Source organism: Streptomyces sp. NPDC058579, assembly GCF_042718575.1.
In the GTDB taxonomy this organism is placed as follows: domain Bacteria; phylum Actinomycetota; class Actinomycetes; order Streptomycetales; family Streptomycetaceae; genus Streptomyces.
The window spans coordinates 159,739-179,753 of record NZ_JBHXPI010000012.1 but is presented as its reverse complement, the minus strand read 5'-3'; the positions used below and the strand labels follow the sequence as shown (position 1 = coordinate 179,753).

The window sequence follows — 20,015 nt, the reverse complement described above, 5'->3', positions numbered from 1 at the left end:
GCCGCCGCACGTCCGGCCGCCGCCGCCCGCTCCGGCGCCCCGCGCAGGCCCGCGCCCCGTCCCCCGGCGCGGAAGGTACGCACCATCCGTCTCGGCAGCCCCAAGCCCCGGCTGCGGCTCGTCTCCCTGGGCCTGACCCTCGTCATGCTGGCCTTCGTCGTCCGGCTGCTCCAGGTGCAGGCCGTCGACGCCTCCGTGCTGGCCGCCAAGGCCGAGGCGCACCGCTTCCAGGAGTACACGCTCTCCGCCGAGCGGGGCGAGATCACCGACCGCTCGGGCATCGCGCTCGCCTCCAGCGTCGACGCGTACGACATCACCGCCGACCCCAAGCTCTTCACCCCCGAGCAGAGCAAGGTCAGGGACGCCCCCGAGCAGGCCGCCGCGCTCCTCGCGCCGCTCCTGGGCAAGAACCCCGAGGACCTCGCCAAGAAGCTCCGTACCCCCAAGTCCCGCTACACCCTGCTCGCCCGCAAGCAGACCCCCCAGGTCTGGAACCAGATCAAGGACCTCAAGAAGGTCTACGGGGAGAAGGCGAAGGCCTCCGCGGGCGGCAACGGGATCAACCTGCTCGGCGGGATCCTCAGCGAGCCCAGCACCAAGCGCGTGTACCCCAACGGGGAGCTGGCCGCCGGGATACTGGGTTACGTCAACGCCGAGGGCCGGGGCGCGGGCGGCCTGGAGTCCCAGCTCGACAAGGAGCTGGCGGGCGAGGACGGCAAGATCAGGTTCGCCCAGTCCGGCGGGCGCCAGGTGCCCACCGCGGGCTCCCAGGGCACCCCGGCCGTGCCCGGCTCCGACATCGAGCTGACCATCGACCGGGACATCCAGTGGGCCGCCCAGCAGGCCATCACCGAGCAGGTACGGAAGTCCAAGGCCGACCGCGGCTACGTGATAGTGCAGAACACGAGGACCGGCGAGGTCCTGGCCATGGCCAACGCCCCCGGCTTCGACCCCAACGACCTCTCCGCGGCCAACGCCACCGCGATGGGCAACGCGGCCCTCCAGGACGCCTACGAGCCCGGCTCCACCAGCAAGGTCATGTCCATGGCCGCCGTCCTGGAGGAGGGCGCGGCCACCCCCGACACGCACGTCGTCGTCCCCAACCGGCTGCACCGCGGCGACCGGCTCTTCGAGGACGACATCGACCACCCGACCTGGTACCTGACCCTCAACGGGGTCCTCGCCAAGTCCAGCAACATCGGCACGATCCTGGCCACCGGCCAGCTCGGCAAGACCCAGGCCGAGGCCAACCAGGTCCTCCACTCCTACCTGCGCAAGTTCGGCATGGGCAGCCCCACCGGGCTCGGCTACCCCGGAGAGACCCCGGGCATCCTCGCCAAGCCGCAGGACTGGTCGACCTCGCAGCAGTACACGATCCCCTTCGGCCAGGGCCTCTCGGTCAGCGCCATGCAGGCCACCTCGGTCTACTCGACCATCGCCAACGGAGGCGTACGGATCGAGCCCACCCTCGTCCGCGGCACCAAGGGGCCCGACGGCCGGTTCACCCCGGCGCCCGCCCCCGAGCAGTCCCGGGTGGTCAGCGAGAAGACCGCCAAGACCCTCGCGCGGATGCTGGAGTCCGTGGTCGACGACCGGGAGGGCACCGGCACCAAGGCCCGGATCCCCGGCTACCGGGTCGCGGGCAAGACCGGTACCGCCAACCGCGTCGACCCCGAGGTCGGCGGCTACAAGGGGTACACCGCCTCCTTCGCCGGCTTCGCGCCCGCCGACGACCCGCAGATCACGGTCTACTGCGCCATCCAGAACCCCACCAAGGGCAGCTACTTCGGCGGCCAGATCTGCGGCCCCATCTACAAGAAGGTCATGGAGTTCGCCCTCAAGACGCTCCATGTGGCCCCCACCGGCAGCGAGCCCGCCCGACTGCCGGTCACGTTCAAGGACAGCGAGTGACACCCCGGGAGCACCAGTGAGCACGATCACCCCCGATTCCGGGAACCGGAAATCGAACTCCGTCGACGCCCGGGCCTCTTTTGGCCCCGCGGCGGGTGGGCCCGGTACGCTCACCGCCGTGCCACACGCTGATCAGTACCGAACCACCCCGCCCCGCCCGGAGCAGGCCCGCCCGACACCCCTGGGCGACCTGGCCGCACGGCTCGGAATCGAGACGCCCGGCGACCCGGACGTCACGGGCATCACCCACGACTCGCGGGCGGTACGCCCGGGCGACGTCTACGCGGCCCTCCCCGGAGCCCGGTTGCACGGCGCCGACTTCGCCGCCCAGGCCGCCGGTCTCGGCGCCGCCGCGATCCTCACCGACCCGGCGGGCGCCGACCGCGCCGCCGCGACCGGCCTGCCGGTCCTGGTCGTGGAGAACCCGCGCGGCCGGATGGGCGAGCTCGCCGCCGAGATCTACGGCCGGCCGGGTGAGGACCTCCTCCAGATCGGCATCACCGGCACCTCCGGCAAGACCACCACCGCCTACCTGGTGGAGGGCGGCCTCAAGGCGGCCGGGCGCAAGAGCGGCCTCATCGGCACGGTCGAGATGCGGATCGGCGACGAGCGCATCAAGTCCGAACGTACGACCCCCGAGGCCACCGACCTCCAGGCCCTCTTCGCCGTCATGCGCGAACGCGGTGTCGAGGCGGTCGCCATGGAGGTCTCCAGCCACGCGCTCGTGCTCGGCCGGGTCGACGGCTGTGTCTTCGACGTCGCCGTCTTCAACAACCTCAGCCCGGAGCACATGGAGTTCCACTCCGACATGGAGGACTACTTCCAGGCCAAGGCGCGGCTGTTCACGCCCGAGCGCAGCAAGCGGGGCGTGGTGAACCTCGACGACGCGTACGGCCGCAGGCTCTCCACGGAGTCCGGCGTCCCCGTCGTCACCTTCTCCGCCGAGGGCCACCCGGACGCCGACTGGCGCGCCGAGTCCGTCGAGATCGGCTCCCACGGCTCCACGTTCACCGTCGTCGGCCCCGAGGGCGAGCGGCTCTCCGCCGCCGCCCCGCTGCCCGGCCCGTTCAACGTCGCCAACACCCTGGCCGCGATCGTCACCCTGGCCGTCGCCGGGATCGACCCGCAGACCGCCGCCGACGGCATCGCCGCCGTGCCCGGCGTCCCGGGCCGCCTGGAGCGCGTCGACGCCGGCCAGCCGTACCTCGCGGTCGTCGACTACGCCCACAAGACGGACGCCGTCGAATCGGTCCTGCGCTCGCTTCGCAAGGTCACCGAGGGCAAGCTGCACATCGTCCTCGGCTGCGGCGGCGACCGGGACACCACCAAGCGCGGACCGATGGGCGCCGCCGCGGCGCGCCTCGCCGACACCGCCGTACTGACCTCCGACAACCCCCGCTCCGAGGACCCCCTCGCGATCCTGGCCGCGATGCTCGCGGGCGCCGCAGAGGTGCCCGCCCACGAGCGCGGCGACGTCCTGGTCGACGCCGACCGGGCCTCCGCCATCGCGGCGGTCGTGGCCCGCGCGCAGTCGGGCGACACCGTGCTCGTCGCCGGCAAGGGCCACGAGCAGGGCCAGGACATCGCCGGGGTGGTCCGCCCCTTCGACGACCGCCAGGTCCTGCACGAAGCGATTGAACGCAGCCTCAAGAACAGTCAGGGATAAGTTGTGATCGCCCTCTCCCTCGCCGAGATCGCCGAAATCGTCGGCGGGCAGTCGTACGACATACCGGATCCGGCCGTCCGGATCACCGGTCCCGTCGTCATCGACTCCCGTGAGGTGAAGCCCGGCAGCCTGTTCGCCGCCTTCGCCGGCGAACAGGTCGACGGCCACGACTACGCGGCCCGCGCCGTCGAGGCGGGCGCGGCAGCCGTGCTGGCCGCCCGCCCCGTCGGTGTGCCCGCGATCGTCGTGGACGACGTCCAGGCGGCGCTCGGCGCGCTCGCCCGCGCCGTCGTCGAACGCCTCGGCACCGATGTCGTCGCGCTGACCGGCTCGGCCGGCAAGACCTCCACCAAGGACCTGATCGCCCAGGTCCTCCAGCGCCACGCGCCCACCGTCTGGACGCCCGGCTCGCTCAACAACGAGATCGGGCTGCCGCTGACGGCGCTGCGCGCGAGCGACGACACCCAGCACCTGGTCCTGGAAATGGGCGCCCGCGGCATCGGTCACATCCGCTACCTCACCGGATTGACCCCGCCGCGGATCGGACTCGTCCTCAACGTGGGCACCGCCCACATCGGCGAGTTCGGCGGCCGCGAGCAGATCGCCCAGGCGAAGGGCGAACTCGTCGAGGCGCTGCCGCCCGCCGACAATGGCGGCGTGGCGGTCCTCAACGCCGACGACCCGCTCGTCCGCGCCATGGCCGCACGGACCCACGCGCGCGTGACGCTGTTCGGAGAGTCGGACGAAGCGGTCGTACGTGCCGAGAACGTCCGCCTCACAGCTGCCGGACAGCCCTCATTCCTGCTTCACACACCCACCGGGTGCAGTGACGTGACCTTGCGCCTGTACGGTGAGCACCACGTGTCGAACGCGCTCGCCGCGGCCGCCGTCGCCCATGAGCTGGGCATGCCCGTGGAGGAGATCGCCACCGCGCTCTCCGAGGCGGGCACCCTGTCGCGCTGGCGCATGGAGGTCACCGAGCGTCCGGACGGCGTGACGATCGTCAACGACGCCTACAACGCGAACCCCGAGTCCATGCGAGCCGCTCTGCGCGCGCTCGCGGCCATGGGCCGGGCCGCACAGGCCCAGGGGGGCCGTACGTGGGCGGTGCTCGGCAAGATGGCCGAGCTCGGGGACGCATCGCTCGCCGAGCACGACGCGGTCGGACGGCTGGCCGTCCGGCTCAACGTCAGCAAGCTCGTCGCGGTCGGGGACAGGGAAGCGTCCTGGTTGCAACTGGGCGCATATAACGAGGGTTCGTGGGGTGAGGAGTCGGTGCACGTGTCCGACGCGCAGGCGGCGGTCGACCTGTTGCGCAGTGAGTTGCGCCCGGGGGATGTCGTCCTTGTGAAGGCGTCCAGGTCGGTCGGTCTGGAGCAGGTCGCCCTGGCCCTCCTCGACTCCGAGAGCGAGGTCACGGGCCGATGAGGCAGATCCTCTTCGCGGGCGCCATCGGGCTCTTCCTGACCCTGATCGGCACTCCGCTGCTCATCAAGCTCCTTGCCCGCAAGGGGTACGGGCAGTTCATCCGCGACGACGGCCCGCGCGGCCACGCCGGGAAGAAGGGCACGCCCACCATGGGCGGTATCTCCTTCATCCTGGCCACGATCATCGCGTACGCCCTCGCGAAGGTCATCACCGGTGAGGACCCGACGTACTCGGGCGTCCTCGTCCTCTTCCTGATGGCCGGCATGGGTCTCGTCGGCTTCCTCGACGACTACATCAAGATCGTCAAGCAGCGTTCGCTCGGTCTGCGGGCCAAGGCGAAGATGGCCGGCCAGCTGATCGTCGGCATCGCCTTCGCCGTGCTCTCGCTGCAGTTCGCGGACCTGCGCGGGCTCACCCCGGCCTCCACGAAGCTCTCCTTCATCACCGACTTCGGGTGGGCCATCGGGCCGGTGCTGTTCGTGGTCTGGGCGCTCTTCATGATCCTGGCCATGTCCAACGGCGTGAACCTGACGGACGGTCTGGACGGCCTGGCCACCGGCGCGTCGGTGATGGTCTTCGGCGCGTACACGTTCATCGGCCTGTGGCAGTTCCAGGAGTCCTGCGCCAACGCGGTCACCCTGACCAACCCCAACGCCTGCTTCGAGGTCCGCGACCCGCTCGACCTCGCGGTCGTCGCCTCCGCCCTCATGGGTGCCTGCTTCGGCTTCCTGTGGTGGAACACCTCGCCGGCCAAGATCTTCATGGGTGACACCGGCTCGCTGGCCCTCGGCGGCGCGCTCGCCGGCCTCGCGATCTGCTCCCGTACCGAGCTGCTGCTCGCCCTGCTCGGCGGCCTGTTCGTGCTGATCACCATGTCGGTGGTCATCCAGGTCGGCTCGTTCAAGATGACCGGCAAGCGCGTCTTCCGGATGGCCCCGCTCCAGCACCACTTCGAACTCAAGGGGTGGTCGGAAGTCCTGGTCGTCGTCCGGTTCTGGATCATCCAGGGCATGTGCGTGATCGTGGGCCTGGGCCTCTTCTACGCGGGATGGGCTTCCGAAAAGTGAGCTGGAACGGCAAGAGGGTCACCGTCGCGGGTCTCGGGGTCTCCGGGATCCCGGCCGCCCGCGTCCTGCACGGCCTCGGCGCCGTCGTGACCGTCGTCAACGACGGCGACGACGAGCGCTCCCGGGCGCAGGCCGAGGAGCTGCGGGCCGAGGGGATCACCGTCCGCCTCGGCGACGGCGACACCTTGCCCGAGGGCACCGAGCTGGTCGTCACCACCCCCGGCTGGCGGCCCGACAAGCCGCTCTTCGCGGCCGCCGCCCAGGCGGGCGTGGAGGTCTGGGGCGACGTGGAACTGGCCTGGCGCCTGCGTGGCCCCGATGCCGCTCCCTGGCTCGCCGTCACCGGCACCAACGGCAAGACCACGACCGTCCGGATGCTCGCCTCGATCCTGGAGGCCGCCGGGCTGCGTACCGCCGCCGTCGGGAACATCGGCGTCTCGCTCCTCGACGCCGTGCTCGGCGAGGAGACGTACGACGTCCTCGCCGTCGAACTCTCCAGCTACCAGCTCCACTGGGCCCCGAGCCTGCGCGCCCACTCGGCCGCCGTGCTCAACCTGGCGCCCGACCACCTCGACTGGCACGGCTCCATGGAGGCGTACGCCGCCGACAAGGGCCGGATCTACGAGGGCAACACCGTCGCCTGCGTCTACAACGTCGGAGACAAGGCCACCGAGGACCTGGTCCGCGAGGCCGACGTCGAGGAGGGCTGCCGCGCGATCGGCTTCACCCTCGGCACCCCGGGCCCGAGCCAGCTCGGCGTCGTCGAGGACATCCTCGTCGACCGGGCCTTCGTCGAGAACCGGCAGAAGCAGGCCCAGGAGCTCGCCGACGTCGCGGACGTCCAGCCGCCCGCCCCGCACAACATCGCCAACGCGCTCGCCGCCGCCGCCCTCGCCCGCGCCTTCGGCGTCGAACCGAAGGCCGTACGGGACGGACTGCGGGCCTTCCGGCCCGACCCGCACCGCATCGAGCTGGTCGAGGAGATCCAGGGCGTCGTCTACGTCGACGACTCCAAGGCCACCAACACCCACGCCGCGGAAGCCTCGTTGGCGGCCTACGACCCGATCGTCTGGATCGCCGGCGGCCTCGCCAAGGGCGCCACCTTCGACGAGATCGTGTCCAGGTCGGCGCAGCGGCTGCGCGGGGTCGTCCTGATCGGCGCCGACCGCGCGCTGATCCGCGAAGCCCTGGCGCGACACGCCCCCGAGGTCCCGGTCGTGGACCTCGAGCGGACCGACACTGGGGCGATGTCCGAGGCGGTCCAGGAGGCGGCGCGACTCGCGCAGCCGGGCGACACCGTCCTGCTGGCCCCGGCCTGCGCCTCGATGGACATGTTCACCAACTACAACAAGCGGGGCGAGGCCTTCGCGGACGCCGTCCGCGCCCTCGCCGCCACCGGTCGCGTCTGACCTGCGGGCAAGGAGGTCCGGCGACGCCGGGCACGACTGGAGGGGACAGCGACCATGCCGAGCAGAACCGCCGGGACCCGCCGGCCCTCCGCCGTCCGCGGCGGAGGCCGCGCGCCCGCTCCACCGCGCCCACCCCGCGCCGCCGGCGTGCGGCGGATGTACGAGCAGGCGCGGCGGGCCTGGGACCGGCCGCTCACCGCGTACTACGTCATCCTCGGCGCCGCGCTGCTCGTCACCACGCTCGGCCTGGTGATGGTCTACAGCGCCTCGATGATCACGGCGCTCCGCTACGACCTGGTGCCCTCGTACTTCTTCCGCAAGCAGTTCTTCGCAGCGGTCCTCGGCGCCGTGCTGCTCCTGGTCGCCTCCCGGATGCCGGTGAAGCTGCACCGGGCGCTCGCGTACCCGATCCTGGTCGGCGCGGTCTTCCTGATGGTGCTCGTGCAGATCCCCGGGATAGGGAAGGCCGTCGGCGGCAACCAGAACTGGATCTCGCTGGGCGGACCGTTCATGCTCCAGCCCAGCGAGTTCGGCAAACTGGCGCTCATCCTGTGGGGCGCGGACCTGCTGGCCCGCAAGCAGGACATGAAACTGCTCACCCAGTGGAAGCACATGCTGGTCCCGCTGGTACCCGGAACGTTCCTGCTGCTCGGCCTCATCATGCTCGGCGGCGACATGGGAACGGCGATCGTGCTCGCCGCGATCCTCTTCGGCCTGCTGTGGACCGCGGGCGCGCCCACCCGGCTCTTCGTCGGCGTGCTCGCCGTCGCCGGGACGATCGGCTTCCTGCTGATCAGGACCAGCGACAACCGGCTGAAGCGCTTCGCCTGCATCGGCGCCACCGACCCCGGGGGAGAGGGTGCGCCCTGCCTCCAGGCGGCCCACGGCATCTATGCTCTGGCCTCGGGCGGATGGTTCGGTTCCGGACTGGGCGCCAGTGTGGAAAAATGGGGCCAACTACCCGAAGCGCACACCGACTTCATCTTCGCCGTCACCGGGGAGGAACTGGGGCTGGCGGGGACGCTGTCGGTACTCGCCCTGTTCGCGGCTCTAGGCTATGCGGGTATCCGCGTGGCCGGACGCACGGAGGACCCCTTCGTGAGGTACGCCGCGGGAGGTGTGACCACCTGGATCACGGCGCAGGCCGTGATCAACATGGGTGCGGTGCTCGGTCTGCTGCCGATCGCCGGTGTCCCGCTCCCGCTGTTCTCCTACGGGGGGTCGGCCCTGCTGCCGACCATGTTCGCCGTCGGGCTCCTCATCGCCTTCGCGCGACAGGATCCCGCCGCGAAAGCGGCCCTGGCCATGCGGCGCCCCGGTTGGGGCAAGCGGACCGGGATGAGATGGAAGTCGATGCGACGGCGCGTCAAGAAGCGTCCGTCCGGAGAGCGGTGAATTTCGGTGCATGTCGTACTCGCCGGTGGGGGGACCGCCGGCCACATCGAGCCCGCGCTCGCCCTCGCGGACGCCCTGCGCAGGCAGGACCCGAGCGTGGGGATCACGGCGCTCGGGACGGAGAAGGGTCTGGAGACCCGGCTCGTGCCCGAGCGGGGTTACGAGCTGGCGCTCATTCCCGCCGTGCCGCTGCCGCGCAAGCCCACCCCTGAGCTGATCACCGTCCCCGGACGGCTGCGCGGCACCATCAAGGCGGCCGAGCAGATCCTGGAGCGCACCAAGGCGGACTGCGTGGTCGGCTTCGGCGGCTACGTGGCGCTGCCCGGCTACCTGGCGGCCAAGCGCCTCGGGGTGCCGATCGTGGTCCACGAGGCCAACGCCCGGCCGGGCCTGGCCAACAAGATCGGCTCGCGGTACGCGGCCGGGGTCGGCGTCGCCACCCCGGACTCCAAGCTCCGCAACGCCCGTTACATCGGCATCCCGCTGCGGCACACGATCGCCACCCTCGACCGGGCCCGGGTCCGGCCCGAGGCGCGCGCCGCCTTCGGCCTCGACCCGAACCTGCCGACGCTGCTCGTCTCGGGCGGCTCGCAGGGCGCCCGGCGCCTCAACGAGGTCATCCAGCAGATCGCCCCGGTGCTCCAGCGCTCGGGCATCCAGATCCTGCACGCGGTCGGCCCGAAGAACGAGGTGCCGCGTGTCGACAACATGCCGGGGATGCCGCCGTACGTCCCGGTACCGTACGTGGACCGGATGGACCTCGCGTATGCGGCGGCGGACATGATGCTCTGCCGCGCGGGCGCGATGACCGTCGCCGAGCTCTCGGCCGTCGGGCTGCCCGCCGCGTACGTCCCGCTGCCGATCGGCAACGGCGAACAGCGGCTCAACGCCCAGCCGGTGGTCAAGGCGGGCGGCGGACTGCTCGTCGACGACGCGGAGCTGTCGCCGCAGTGGGTGCAGGGCAACGTCCTGCCCGTACTGGCCGATCCGCACCGCTTGTACGAGATGTCCCGCGCCGCCGCCGAGTTCGGCCGCCGGGACGCCGACGACCTGCTCGTCGGCATGGTGTACGAGGCGATCGCCGCGCGGCGCTCGTAGGCGGCGGGCCGTGCCCGCACAGCACAGGAGGCAGGGCACGTGTCGGGACCGACGACAGCGGAAAAGCGTGGCACACGCGAGCCGAAGGGGTCGTCGGAACCGGACTCCTCCCGTCCAGGCGCCCGGAATGAGGGATTCCGGGCGCCTGGCGCGCGCCTGCTGCTGATCGCGCTCGGCCTCGTCCTGGTCGTGGCCGGCGGCATCTGGGCGCTCTTCGGCTCCAGCTGGCTGCGGGTGGAGCGGGTGTCGACCTCCGGCACACGGGTTCTGACACCCCGTGAGGTGGAGGAGGTCGCCGCCGTACCGATCGGGTCCCCGCTCGTCTCGGTCGACACCGACGCCATCGAGGCGCGACTGCTGCGGAAACTGCCCCGAATCGACACGGTCGAGGTCTTTCGGTCCTGGCCGCATGGAATCGGGCTGAAAGTGACGGAACGCCAGCCCGTCCTTGTGGTGGAAAAGGGCGGAAAGTTCATTGAAGTGGACTCTGTCGGAACGCGTTTCGCCACCGTGGACAAAGTCCCCTCGGGCGTGCCGAAGCTCCTCCTGAAAGCCGGCTCCGCGCCGAGCCTGCGCCGCTTCGACGAGGACCGGCTGCTGCGCGAGGCCGTGGGCGTGACGGGCGAACTCCCCGAGAAAATCGCCCGGGACACTCGTGTCGTCGGCGTCACTTCGTACGACTCCATCACCCTGGAGCTCAGCGGCGGCCGCACGGTCTTCTGGGGCAGCGGCGAGGACGGTGCCGTCAAGGCGCGGGTCCTGACCACTCTGATGAAGGCGGTGCCCAAAGCGGGGCACTTCGATGTAAGCGCCCCCACGGCCCCCGCCGCGTCGGGGAGTTGACGCGCATACCGCCTGGCCAGTGCCCTGGTTGGCCAGCGACATGGGTGATCACATAGGGTGAAAAGAAAAACGGGAGGTTCGGCGTGTTCGTTGAACGTGCGCCACTTGTCGACTTAGTGTCCTGTTCGGAAGAGTCCAGCGAACAGAGACACTGGTAACCCTAAACTTCAACGTTAGGGTTTGGGTCGGCGTTTCGGACCGTCCCAATCGGCATCCGTCGTCGCAGCGCGACTACCGCGAAGCGGCGGCATGTAACTCGAGGCGAGAGGCCTTCGACGTGGCAGCACCGCAGAACTACCTCGCAGTCATCAAGGTCATCGGTGTCGGCGGCGGTGGTGTCAATGCCATCAACCGAATGATCGAGGTCGGTCTCAAGGGCGTCGAGTTCATCGCGATCAACACCGACGCGCAAGCGCTGTTGATGAGCGACGCCGACGTCAAGCTCGACGTCGGCCGTGAACTCACCCGCGGCCTCGGGGCCGGGGCCAACCCGGCAGTCGGTCGCAAGGCGGCAGAGGACCACCGTGAGGAGATCGAGGAGGTCCTCAAGGGGGCCGACATGGTCTTCGTCACCGCCGGCGAAGGTGGCGGCACCGGCACCGGCGGCGCACCCGTCGTGGCCAACATCGCGCGCTCGCTCGGCGCCCTGACGATCGGTGTGGTCACCCGGCCGTTCACCTTCGAGGGACGCCGTCGGGCCAACCAGGCGGAGGACGGCATCGCCGAGCTCCGCGAAGAGGTCGACACCCTCATCGTCATCCCGAACGACCGGCTGCTCTCGATCTCGGACCGTCAGGTCTCCGTGCTCGACGCCTTCAAGTCGGCCGACCAGGTGCTGCTGAGCGGTGTGCAGGGCATCACCGATCTCATCACCACCCCCGGTCTGATCAACCTCGACTTCGCCGACGTCAAGTCGGTCATGTCCGAGGCCGGTTCGGCCCTCATGGGGATCGGCTCCGCCCGCGGCGACGACCGCGCGGTGGCGGCGGCCGAGATGGCGATCTCCTCGCCGCTCCTGGAGGCCTCCATCGACGGCGCCCGGGGCGTCCTGCTCTCCATCTCCGGCGGCTCGGACCTCGGTCTCTTCGAGATCAACGAGGCCGCGCAGCTGGTGGCCGAGGCGGCCCACCCCGAGGCCAACATCATCTTCGGCGCCGTCATCGACGACGCGCTGGGCGACGAGGTACGGGTCACGGTCATCGCGGCCGGCTTCGACGGCGGCCAGCCGCCGACCCGCCGGGACAACATCCTCAGCTCGGCCTCGGTCAAGCGGGAGGAGCCGGCCCCGGCGCCCCGCGCCACCGAGCGCCCGCTCGGCGGCCTCGGCACCGTCGCCCCGCGCGACGAGCCGTCCGCCCCCGCCGAGCCGGCCCCGGTCGCCTCGGCCGAGAGCTCGCTGCCGCCGGTCACCCCGCCGGTGGTCCCGACGGCCCGCCCGTACCCGGACACCCAGGCCGAAGAGCTGGATGTCCCGGACTTCTTGAAGTGATAGACCGGCTCGAACCCGTGAGCGGCGCGCACTTCGCCTTCACCGACAGGTGGGGCGGGGTGAGCGCCGTTCCGTACGAGGAGCTCAACCTCGGCGGCGCGGTGGGGGACGACCCCGAGGCCGTCCGGACCAACCGGGCGCGGGCCGCCGGGGAGCTCGGGATCGACCCCGGGCAGGTCGTCTGGATGAACCAGGTGCACGGCCCCGATGTCGCGGTGGTCGAAGGGCCCTGGGGTGACCGGCCGGTTCCGGAGGTCGACGCGATCGTCACCGCCCGGCGCGGACTCGCCCTCGCCGTCCTGACCGCCGACTGCACCCCGGTGCTCCTCGCGGACCCGGTGGCCGGGGTCGTCGCCGCGGCCCACGCGGGGCGGCCCGGGATGGTCGCCGGGGTCGTACCGGCCACGGTGAAGGCCATGATCGAACTGGGCGCCGAACCGGCCCGGATCACCGCCCGTACCGGCCCCGCGGTCTGCGGGCGCTGCTACGAGGTCCCGGAGGCCATGCGGGCCGATGTGGCCGCGGTCGAACCGGCCGCCTTCGCCGAGACGAGCTGGGGGACCCCCGCCGTCGACGTCACCGCCGGGGTCCACGCGCAGTTGGAGCGGCTCGGGATCAAGGACCGGCGGGCCAGTGAGGTCTGCACCCTCGAATCGGGCGACCACTTCTCGTACCGCCGCGATCGCACCACAGGGCGACTCGCGGGATATGTCTGGTTGGAACGGAAATGACGGACCGTAAGACGGAACTCGCCGAGAACCTGGCGCAGGTGGAGGAACGAATCTCCGCAGCCTGCGCCGCCGCCGGGCGCAAGCGATCCGAAGTGACCCTGATCGTGGTCACGAAGACCTACCCCGCGAGCGATGTGCGCATCCTGCACGAACTCGGGGTGCGGGACGTGGCGGAGAACCGCGACCAGGACGCCGCCCCCAAGGCCGCGGCCTGCGCGGATCTGGACCTCCGCTGGCACTTCGTCGGCCAGTTGCAGACCAACAAGGTCCGTTCTGTGACGAGTTATGCGGATGTCGTGCAGTCTGTCGACCGCTTGAAGCTCGTCACCGCCCTCTCGGCCTCGGCCGGGAAGACCGGTCGTGAACTGGGCTGTCTCGTCCAGGTCGCGCTCGACGCCGAGTCGGGGGCGCGGGGCGAGCGCGGTGGCGTCGCACCCGACGGCATCGAGGAGTTGGCCGCCGCCGTGGCGGCGGCGCCCGGGCTCAGACTGGACGGGCTGATGACCGTCGCGCCGCTCGCGGGGCCCTACGCGGGGCGCCAACGTGCGGCGTTCGACCGCCTGATGGATTTGTCGACTCTCCTGCGCACGACCCGCCCGGCTGCGAACATGGTGTCCGCGGGAATGAGTGCGGACCTTGAGGACGCCGTGGCTGCCGGAGCGACACATGTGCGCATCGGTACGGCGGTACTGGGTGTCCGCCCCAGGCTCGGGTAACGTCGCGAAGCAAGTCGGACCACAGCAGAAAATATGGTCATTCCCGCCGGTCGGTGGGGGTGGACCGCGTGGATCACGGGCACTTGGCGACGAGGCCGATCCACCACAGAGCGGAGGACTCAGAGAATGGCCGGCGCGATGCGCAAGATGGCGGTCTACCTCGGCCTCGTGGAGGACGATGGGTACGACGGCCGGGGTTTCGACCCCGACGACGACTTCGAACCCGAGCTGGAACCGGAACCCGAGCGTGAGCGGCGCCATCAGCCCCCGCGCCAGGTGGAGCGGGAGGAACCGGTGCGCGTGGTGCAGCAGCCCTCGCCCCGCGAGCCGGTCGCGCACGCCGCTTCGCTTTCCGCTGAAAGCGGACGTCCGGCACGAATCGCCCCCGTGGCGTCCATCACACCCGAACGTCCGAGCCTGGAGAAGAACGCACCGGTGATCATGCCCAAGGTCGTGTCCGAGCGGGAGCCGTACCGCATCACCACACTCCACCCCCGGACCTACAACGAAGCCCGTACCATCGGGGAACACTTCCGTGAGGGCACTCCGGTGATCATGAACCTCACGGAGATGGACGACACCGACGCGAAGCGACTTGTCGACTTTGCCGCCGGACTCGTCTTCGGGCTCCATGGCAGCATTGAGCGCGTGACGCAGAAGGTGTTCCTGTTGTCGCCTGCTAACGTCGATGTCACGGCGGAGGACAAGGCCCGGATCGCAGAGGGCGGATTCTTCAACCAGAGCTGAGACAACGAAGACCGGAACGACCGGCCGGAAGGCCGGGCGAGCGAGAGCACGAGAGTCAGGGGAGAGGGAAGCGCGGGATGGGCGTCGCACTGCAGGTGGTCTATATCGCGCTGATGTGCTTCCTCATCGTGCTGATCTTCCGGTTGGTCATGGACTACGTGTTCCAGTTCGCGCGTTCATGGCAACCCGGCAAGGCGATGGTGGTCGTTCTGGAGGCCACCTACACTGTCACCGATCCACCGCTCAAGCTTCTGCGGCGGTTCATTCCGCCGCTGCGTCTCGGGGGCGTGGCACTCGACCTGTCCTTCTTCGTTCTGATGATCATCGTCTACATCCTGATCTCCATCGTGAGCGGCTTCGCGAGGTGAATGTGGACGATACGGTCTTGCCGACTGCCGACGACTACGTAGAGGTGAAGAAGAGATGCCGCTGACCCCCGAGGACGTGCGGAACAAGCAGTTCACGACCGTCCGCCTTCGAGAAGGCTATGACGAGGACGAGGTCGATGCCTTCCTCGACGAGGTCGAAGCCGAACTGACCCGCCTGCTCCGCGAGAACGAGGACCTGCGCGCCAAGCTGGCCGCCGCGACGCGTGCCGCCGCGCAGAACCAGCAGCAGCAGGGGATGCGCAAGCCCCCGGAGCAGCAGGATCGTCCCGTCGGTCCCGGCGCCCCGGTGCCCGCCGCCATATCCGGTCCGCCGGTCCAGCAGCAGCCCCCGCAGATGGGTCCGCCGCAGCTGCCGTCCGGTGCGCCGCAGCTCCCCGCCGGTCCTGGTGGCCACGGCCCCGGTCCGATGCAGGGTGGCCCGATGGGCCCCGGCCCCGGCCAGATGCAGGGCGGCCCGATGCAGGGTGGCCCGATGCAGGGCGGCCCCATGCAGGGTGGTCCGATGGGCCAGCAGATGGGCGGCCCCATGGGGCACCCGCAGCAGATGCAGCAGCCGATGCAGCAGCCCCAGCAGGGTCCCGGTGGCGACAGCGCCGCGCGCGTGCTCTCGCTGGCCCAGCAGACGGCCGACCAGGCGATCGCGGAGGCCCGTTCCGAGGCCAACAAGATCGTCGGCGAGGCGCGTTCGCGCGCCGAGGGCCTGGAGCGGGACGCCCGCGCCAAGGCGGACGCGCTGGAGCGGGACGCGCAGGAGAAGCACCGCGTGGCGATGGGCTCGCTCGAGTCCGCTCGCGCGACGCTGGAGCGCAAGGTCGAGGACCTGCGAGGCTTCGAGCGTGAGTACCGGACGCGACTGAAGTCGTACCTGGAGTCGCAGCTGCGTCAGCTGGAGACCCAGGCGGACGACTCCCTCGCCCCGCCGCGGACGCCGGCCACGGCTTCGCTGCCGCCGGCGCCCTCGATGGCTTCGGCCGGCGCGAGCGCCCCGTCGTACGGCGGCAACGGCACGATGGGCGGCGCGCCGTCCATGGGCGGTGCCCCGTCCTACGGTGGCCAGCAGCAGATGTCCCCGGCGATGACTCAGCCGATGGCACCGGTCCGGCCGCAGGCGCCGCAGCCGATGCAGCAGGCGCCCGCGCCGATGCGCGGCTTCCTGATCGACGAGGACGACAACTGACGGCGGCAGTGCGCGCGATGAGCGCGTAGCCGTCGGCAGGCTACAAGGGCCGGGCCCCGGGAAACCGGGGCCCGGCCCTTTGCCGTGGGTGGGGGCGTTCGGGTCCGGGGTTGGATGGCTCCGCCCCGCGCCGCGGAGGCGGGGGGGTGGGGGGGGGGGGGGCCCCCCCCCCCCGGTGCGTTAGGTTTGGGGGGGGGGGGGGGGGGGGGGCCAACGAGAAGGGCCCGGCAACCCATGGGTTGCCGGGCCCTTCTCGTGGAGGTGTTACGCCTTGCGGAGGCGGAACGTGAGGGTCAGGCCCTCGTCGGTGAACGGGGCGCCGTAGGTGTCGTCGGCGGCGGCCTCGGCGAAGTCCGTCGCCAGGACCTCGTCCGCGATCAGGGTCGCGTGGGCCGTCAGGGCCTCCGTCGTCTCCGGGGACTCCGACGTCCAGCGCAGGGCGATCCGGTCCGCCACGTCCAGGCCGCTGTTCTTGCGGGCCTCCTGGATCAGACGGATCGCGTCACGCGCCAGGCCGGCCTTGCGGAGCTCCGGAGTGATCTCCAGGTCCAGGGCCACCGTCGCGCCCGCGTCCGACGCGACCGACCAGCCCTCCCGGGGAGTCTCCGTGATGATGATCTCCTCCGGGCCGACCGTGATGGTCTCGCCGTCGACCTCCAGCGTCGCCTCGCCGCTCCGCAGCGCCAGCGACAGCGCCGCCGCGTCCGCCGCCGCGACCGCCTTCGCCACGTCCTGGACGCCCTTGCCGAAGCGCTTGCCCAGCGCGCGGAAGTTCGCCTTCGCGGTCGTGTCGACCAGGCTGCCGCCGACCTCGGAGAGTGAGGCCACCGAGGTGACGTTCAGCTCCTCCGTGATCTGGGCCTGAAGCTCCTCGGACAGCTCCGTGAAGCCCGTCGCCGCGACGAGCGCGCGGGACAGCGGCTGCCGGGTCTTCACGCCCGACTCCGCCCGCGTCGCCCGGCCCAGCTCGACCAGCCTGCGGACCAGCGTCATCTGCGTGGAGAGCGTGGGGTCGACCAGCGACGTGTCGGGCTCCGGCCACGTCGAGAGGTGGACCGACTCCGGGGCCTCCGGGGTCACCGGAACCACCAGGTCCTGCCAGACCCGCTCGGTGATGAACGGGGTGAGCGGGGCCATCAGGCGCGTCACCGTCTCCACCACGTCGTGCAGGGTGCGCAGCGCCGCCTTGTCGCCCTGCCAGAACCGGCGGCGCGACCGGCGCACGTACCAGTTCGACAGGTCGTCCACGAAGGAGGAGATCAGCTTGCCCGCACGCTGGGTGTCGTACGACTCCAGCGCCCCGGTGACCTCGGTCACCAGCGTGTTCAGCTCGGACAGGAGCCACTTGTCCAGGACCGAGCGGTCCGCGGGCGCCGGGTCCGCCGCGCTCGGTGCCCAGCCGGACGTACGGGCGTACAGCGCCTGGAAGGCCACCGTGTTCCAGTACGTCAGGAGCGTCTTGCGGACGACCTCCTGGATCGTGCCGTGGCCGACCCGGCGGGCCGCCCACGGGGAGCCGCCGGCCGCCATGAACCAGCGGACGGCGTCCGCGCCGTGCTGGTCCATCAGCGCGATCGGCTCCAGGGTGTTGCCCAGGTGCTTGGACATCTTGCGGCCGTCCTCGGCGAGGATGTGGCCCAGGCAGACCACGTTCTCGTACGAGGACTTGTCGAAGACCAGCGTGCCGACGGCCATCAGCGTGTAGAACCAGCCGCGCGTCTGGTCGATCGCCTCGCTGATGAACTGCGCCGGGTACCGGGACTCGAAGAGTTCCTTGTTCTTGTGCGGGTAGCCCCACTGCGCGAACGGCATCGAACCCGAGTCGTACCAGGCGTCGATGACCTCCGGCACGCGCGTCGCCGTCTTCGAGCAGCTCGGGCAGGGGAAGGTGACCGCGTCGATGTACGGGCGGTGCGGGTCGAGCTCCGACTGGTCGGTGCCCGTCAGCTCGGACAGCTCGGCGCGGGAGCCCACGCACGTCAGGTGGCCGTCCTCGCAGCGCCACAGCGGCAGCGGGGTGCCCCAGTAGCGGCTGCGGGAGAGCGCCCAGTCGATGTTGTTGTTCAGCCAGTCGCCGAAGCGGCCGTGCTTGACCGAGTCCGGGAACCAGTTCGTCTTCTCGTTCTCCTCGAGAAGGCGGTCCTTGACGGCGGTCGTACGGATGTACCAGGACGGCTGCGCGTAGTAGAGCAGCGCCGTGTGGCAGCGCCAGCAGTGCGGGTAGCTGTGCTCGTACGGGACGTGGCGGAAGAGCAGGCCGCGCGCGTCCAGGTCGGCGGTCAGCTGCTCGTCGGCCTTCTTGAAGAAGACGCCGCCGACCAGCGGCACGTCCTCCTCGAAGGTGCCGTCGGGGCGGACCGGGTTCACGACCGGCAGGCCGTAGGCGCGGCAGACCTTGAGGTCGTCCTCACCGAAGGCGGGGGACTGGTGGACCAGACCCGTACCGTCCTCGGTCGTCACGTACTCCGCGTTGACGACGTAGTGGGCTTCGGCGGGGAACTCGACGAGCTCGAAGGGGCGCTGGTACGTCCAGCGCTCCATCTCGGCGCCCGTGAAGGACTCGCCCGTGGTCACCCAGCCCTCGCCGAGCGCCTTGTCGACCAGCGGCGCGGCGACGACGAGCCTCTCCTCGCCGTCGGTCGCGACGACGTAGGTGACCTCGGGGTGCGCGGCGACGGCCGTGTTGGAGACCAGGGTCCACGGGGTCGTCGTCCAGACCAGGAGCGCGGCCTTGCCGGCCAGCGGGCCGGAGGTCAGCGGGAAGCGGACGAAGACGGACGGGTCGACGACCGTCTCGTACCCCTGGGCCAGCTCGTGGTCCGAGAGGCCGGTGCCGCAGCGCGGGCACCAGGGGGCGACGCGGTGGTCCTGGACCAGCAGGTCCTTGTCGAAGATCTGCTTGAGCGACCACCAGACCGACTCGATGTACGCGGGGTCCATCGTCCGGTACGCGTCGTCCAGGTCGACCCAGTAGCCCATGCGGGTCGTCAGCTCGGCGAAGGCGTCGGTGTGGCGGGTCACGGACTCGCGGCACTTGTCGTTGAACGCGGCGATGCCGTATTCCTCGATGTCCTTCTTGCCGGCGAAGCCGAGCTCCTTCTCGACGGCGAGTTCGACCGGCAGGCCGTGGCAGTCCCAGCCGGCCTTGCGGGCCACGTGGTAGCCGCGCATGGTCCGGAAGCGGGGGAAGACGTCCTTGAAGACGCGGGCCTCGATGTGGTGGGCGCCGGGCATGCCGTTGGCGGTCGGCGGGCCCTCGTAGAAGACCCACTCGGGGCGGCCCTCGGACTGCTCCAGGGTCTTGGCGAAGACCTTGCTGTCGCGCCAGAAATCGAGCACGGCGTGCTCGAGGGCGGGCAGGTCGACCTGGGCGGGTACCTGGCGGTACTGCGGCGGTTTCATCGGCGAGCTTCCTCCGGCGGACTGCTTCGTTTCCGTCCGGAGGGACGAGAGCGCCGTGCTGCGCGGCTCCCGCGGTACCACCCTCCTTGGCCCCGGGCGTGCGTCGCCCGCGGCCCCCTCATTGGGGTCGCGATGCCGGTTCTAGTCGCCTGACGGCTTTCTTCCGGCGGCTCCGGGGTGATCGTTCACATCGGGCTCGCCCCCGGGCTCTCACCGTCCCCGGGTCGCTCATGGCTGCGTACGACGCTACTCGTCCCCATCCAAGCCTTTCGCTCAGCCCAGTGTACGGGGCGGGAAGACGCTCGGCAGACCGCTTTTCGGGGGTACGTGAGGCGGCCTCGCGTGACCCGAATGGGCATACGGGCGTGGCCGGAGTTCGCCGGTCGTCGCGGGGCGGATTACGGGGCGGGGAGCTGGGCACAACGGATGCAGACTCGCCTTGCCGGAGGCATGGGGCGGGTGCGAACGGCGGCGTGCCCCGTTGCCGCGGGCCTTGGGCCGATTTATCGTCCCAGCACGATTCGCGAGCAAGATCACAAAATGTGAA

Annotated in this window: 15 protein-coding genes; 14 read left to right on the top strand and 1 reads right to left on the bottom strand. The window is 70.8% G+C overall.

Going from position 1 to position 20,015, the window contains the following annotated elements; genetic code table 11:
- From ACFWRO_RS17570 to ACFWRO_RS17505, 14 genes are all read left to right on the top strand, one after another.
- On the top strand, positions 1-1,911 hold a 1,911-nt coding region (locus ACFWRO_RS17570), incomplete at its 5' end, for a peptidoglycan D,D-transpeptidase FtsI family protein (RefSeq protein WP_384510891.1).
- 16 nt (positions 1,912-1,927) lie between these two features.
- Positions 1,928-3,577 (top strand): UDP-N-acetylmuramoyl-L-alanyl-D-glutamate--2,6-diaminopimelate ligase, encoded by a 1,650-nt coding sequence (locus ACFWRO_RS17565; RefSeq protein ID WP_384510888.1) that lies wholly within the window; start codon positions 1,928-1,930, stop codon positions 3,575-3,577.
- Between the two features lie 3 nt (positions 3,578-3,580).
- Positions 3,581-5,005: a UDP-N-acetylmuramoyl-tripeptide--D-alanyl-D-alanine ligase gene (gene murF, locus ACFWRO_RS17560; protein ID WP_384510885.1), complete on the top strand. Its 1,425-nt coding sequence runs from the start codon at positions 3,581-3,583 to the stop codon at positions 5,003-5,005.
- Positions 5,002-6,072 carry a phospho-N-acetylmuramoyl-pentapeptide-transferase gene (mraY, locus tag ACFWRO_RS17555; protein ID WP_384510882.1) on the top strand — a complete coding sequence of 357 codons (1,071 nt, stop codon included), beginning with the start codon at positions 5,002-5,004 and terminating at the stop codon, positions 6,070-6,072. The genes murF and mraY overlap by 4 nt, the downstream gene beginning before the upstream one ends.
- Complete coding sequence (murD, locus tag ACFWRO_RS17550) at positions 6,054-7,481, top strand: UDP-N-acetylmuramoyl-L-alanine--D-glutamate ligase (RefSeq protein ID WP_384510880.1); 1,428 nt, start codon at positions 6,054-6,056, stop codon at positions 7,479-7,481. Before mraY ends, murD begins: the two co-directional genes overlap by 19 nt.
- Before the next feature lie 54 nt (positions 7,482-7,535).
- On the top strand, positions 7,536-8,876 hold the full coding sequence (gene ftsW / locus ACFWRO_RS17545) for a putative lipid II flippase FtsW (protein ID WP_384510877.1): 1,341 nt from the start codon (positions 7,536-7,538) through the stop codon (positions 8,874-8,876).
- Positions 8,877-8,882: 6 nt separating this feature from the next.
- Positions 8,883-9,974, top strand: coding sequence for an undecaprenyldiphospho-muramoylpentapeptide beta-N-acetylglucosaminyltransferase (gene murG / locus ACFWRO_RS17540; RefSeq protein WP_384510875.1), 1,092 nt, complete (start codon positions 8,883-8,885; stop codon positions 9,972-9,974).
- Between the two features lie 39 nt (positions 9,975-10,013).
- Positions 10,014-10,817 carry a cell division protein FtsQ/DivIB gene (locus tag ACFWRO_RS17535; RefSeq protein WP_384510873.1) on the top strand — a complete coding sequence of 268 codons (804 nt, stop codon included), beginning with the start codon at positions 10,014-10,016 and terminating at the stop codon, positions 10,815-10,817.
- A 277-nt stretch (positions 10,818-11,094) separates the two neighbouring features.
- Positions 11,095-12,306, top strand: coding sequence for a cell division protein FtsZ (ftsZ, locus tag ACFWRO_RS17530; protein WP_384510870.1), 1,212 nt, complete (start codon positions 11,095-11,097; stop codon positions 12,304-12,306).
- On the top strand, positions 12,303-13,037 hold the full coding sequence (pgeF, locus tag ACFWRO_RS17525; protein ID WP_384510867.1) for a peptidoglycan editing factor PgeF: 735 nt from the start codon (positions 12,303-12,305) through the stop codon (positions 13,035-13,037). The genes ftsZ and pgeF overlap by 4 nt, the downstream gene beginning before the upstream one ends.
- A complete protein-coding gene (locus ACFWRO_RS17520) occupies positions 13,034-13,753 on the top strand; it encodes a YggS family pyridoxal phosphate-dependent enzyme (protein WP_384510865.1) in 720 nt (239 codons plus the stop codon). Before pgeF ends, ACFWRO_RS17520 begins: the two co-directional genes overlap by 4 nt.
- Before the next feature lie 126 nt (positions 13,754-13,879).
- Positions 13,880-14,500, top strand: coding sequence for a cell division protein SepF (locus ACFWRO_RS17515; RefSeq protein ID WP_384510863.1), 621 nt, complete (start codon positions 13,880-13,882; stop codon positions 14,498-14,500).
- 77 nt (positions 14,501-14,577) lie between these two features.
- Positions 14,578-14,868, top strand: a complete 291-nt coding sequence (locus ACFWRO_RS17510) for a YggT family protein (RefSeq protein ID WP_352190508.1) — start codon at positions 14,578-14,580, stop codon at positions 14,866-14,868.
- A gap of 55 nt (positions 14,869-14,923) precedes the next feature.
- On the top strand, positions 14,924-16,066 hold the full coding sequence (locus tag ACFWRO_RS17505) for a DivIVA domain-containing protein (protein ID WP_384510861.1): 1,143 nt from the start codon (positions 14,924-14,926) through the stop codon (positions 16,064-16,066).
- Between the two features lie 264 nt (positions 16,067-16,330).
- Here ACFWRO_RS17505 and ileS read toward each other — a convergent pair whose 3' ends face one another.
- Complete coding sequence (ileS, locus tag ACFWRO_RS17500; protein WP_384510859.1) at positions 16,331-19,468, bottom strand: isoleucine--tRNA ligase; 3,138 nt, start codon at positions 19,466-19,468, stop codon at positions 16,331-16,333.
- Between the last annotated feature and the right edge of the window lie 547 nt (positions 19,469-20,015).

Coding starts and splice junctions, on each gene's coding strand:
- ACFWRO_RS17520 (WP_384510865.1), top strand. CDS start 13,034: ATGACGGACCGTAAGACGGAACTCGCCGAGAACCTGGCGCAGGTGGAG.
- murD (WP_384510880.1), top strand. CDS start 6,054: ATGGGCTTCCGAAAAGTGAGCTGGAACGGCAAGAGGGTCACCGTCGCG.
- ACFWRO_RS17515 (WP_384510863.1), top strand. CDS start 13,880: ATGGCCGGCGCGATGCGCAAGATGGCGGTCTACCTCGGCCTCGTGGAG.
- ftsW (WP_384510877.1), top strand. CDS start 7,536: ATGCCGAGCAGAACCGCCGGGACCCGCCGGCCCTCCGCCGTCCGCGGC.
- mraY (WP_384510882.1), top strand. CDS start 5,002: ATGAGGCAGATCCTCTTCGCGGGCGCCATCGGGCTCTTCCTGACCCTG.
- ACFWRO_RS17505 (WP_384510861.1), top strand. CDS start 14,924: ATGCCGCTGACCCCCGAGGACGTGCGGAACAAGCAGTTCACGACCGTC.
- ileS (WP_384510859.1), bottom strand. CDS start 19,468: ATGAAACCGCCGCAGTACCGCCAGGTACCCGCCCAGGTCGACCTGCCC.
- ACFWRO_RS17510 (WP_352190508.1), top strand. CDS start 14,578: ATGGGCGTCGCACTGCAGGTGGTCTATATCGCGCTGATGTGCTTCCTC.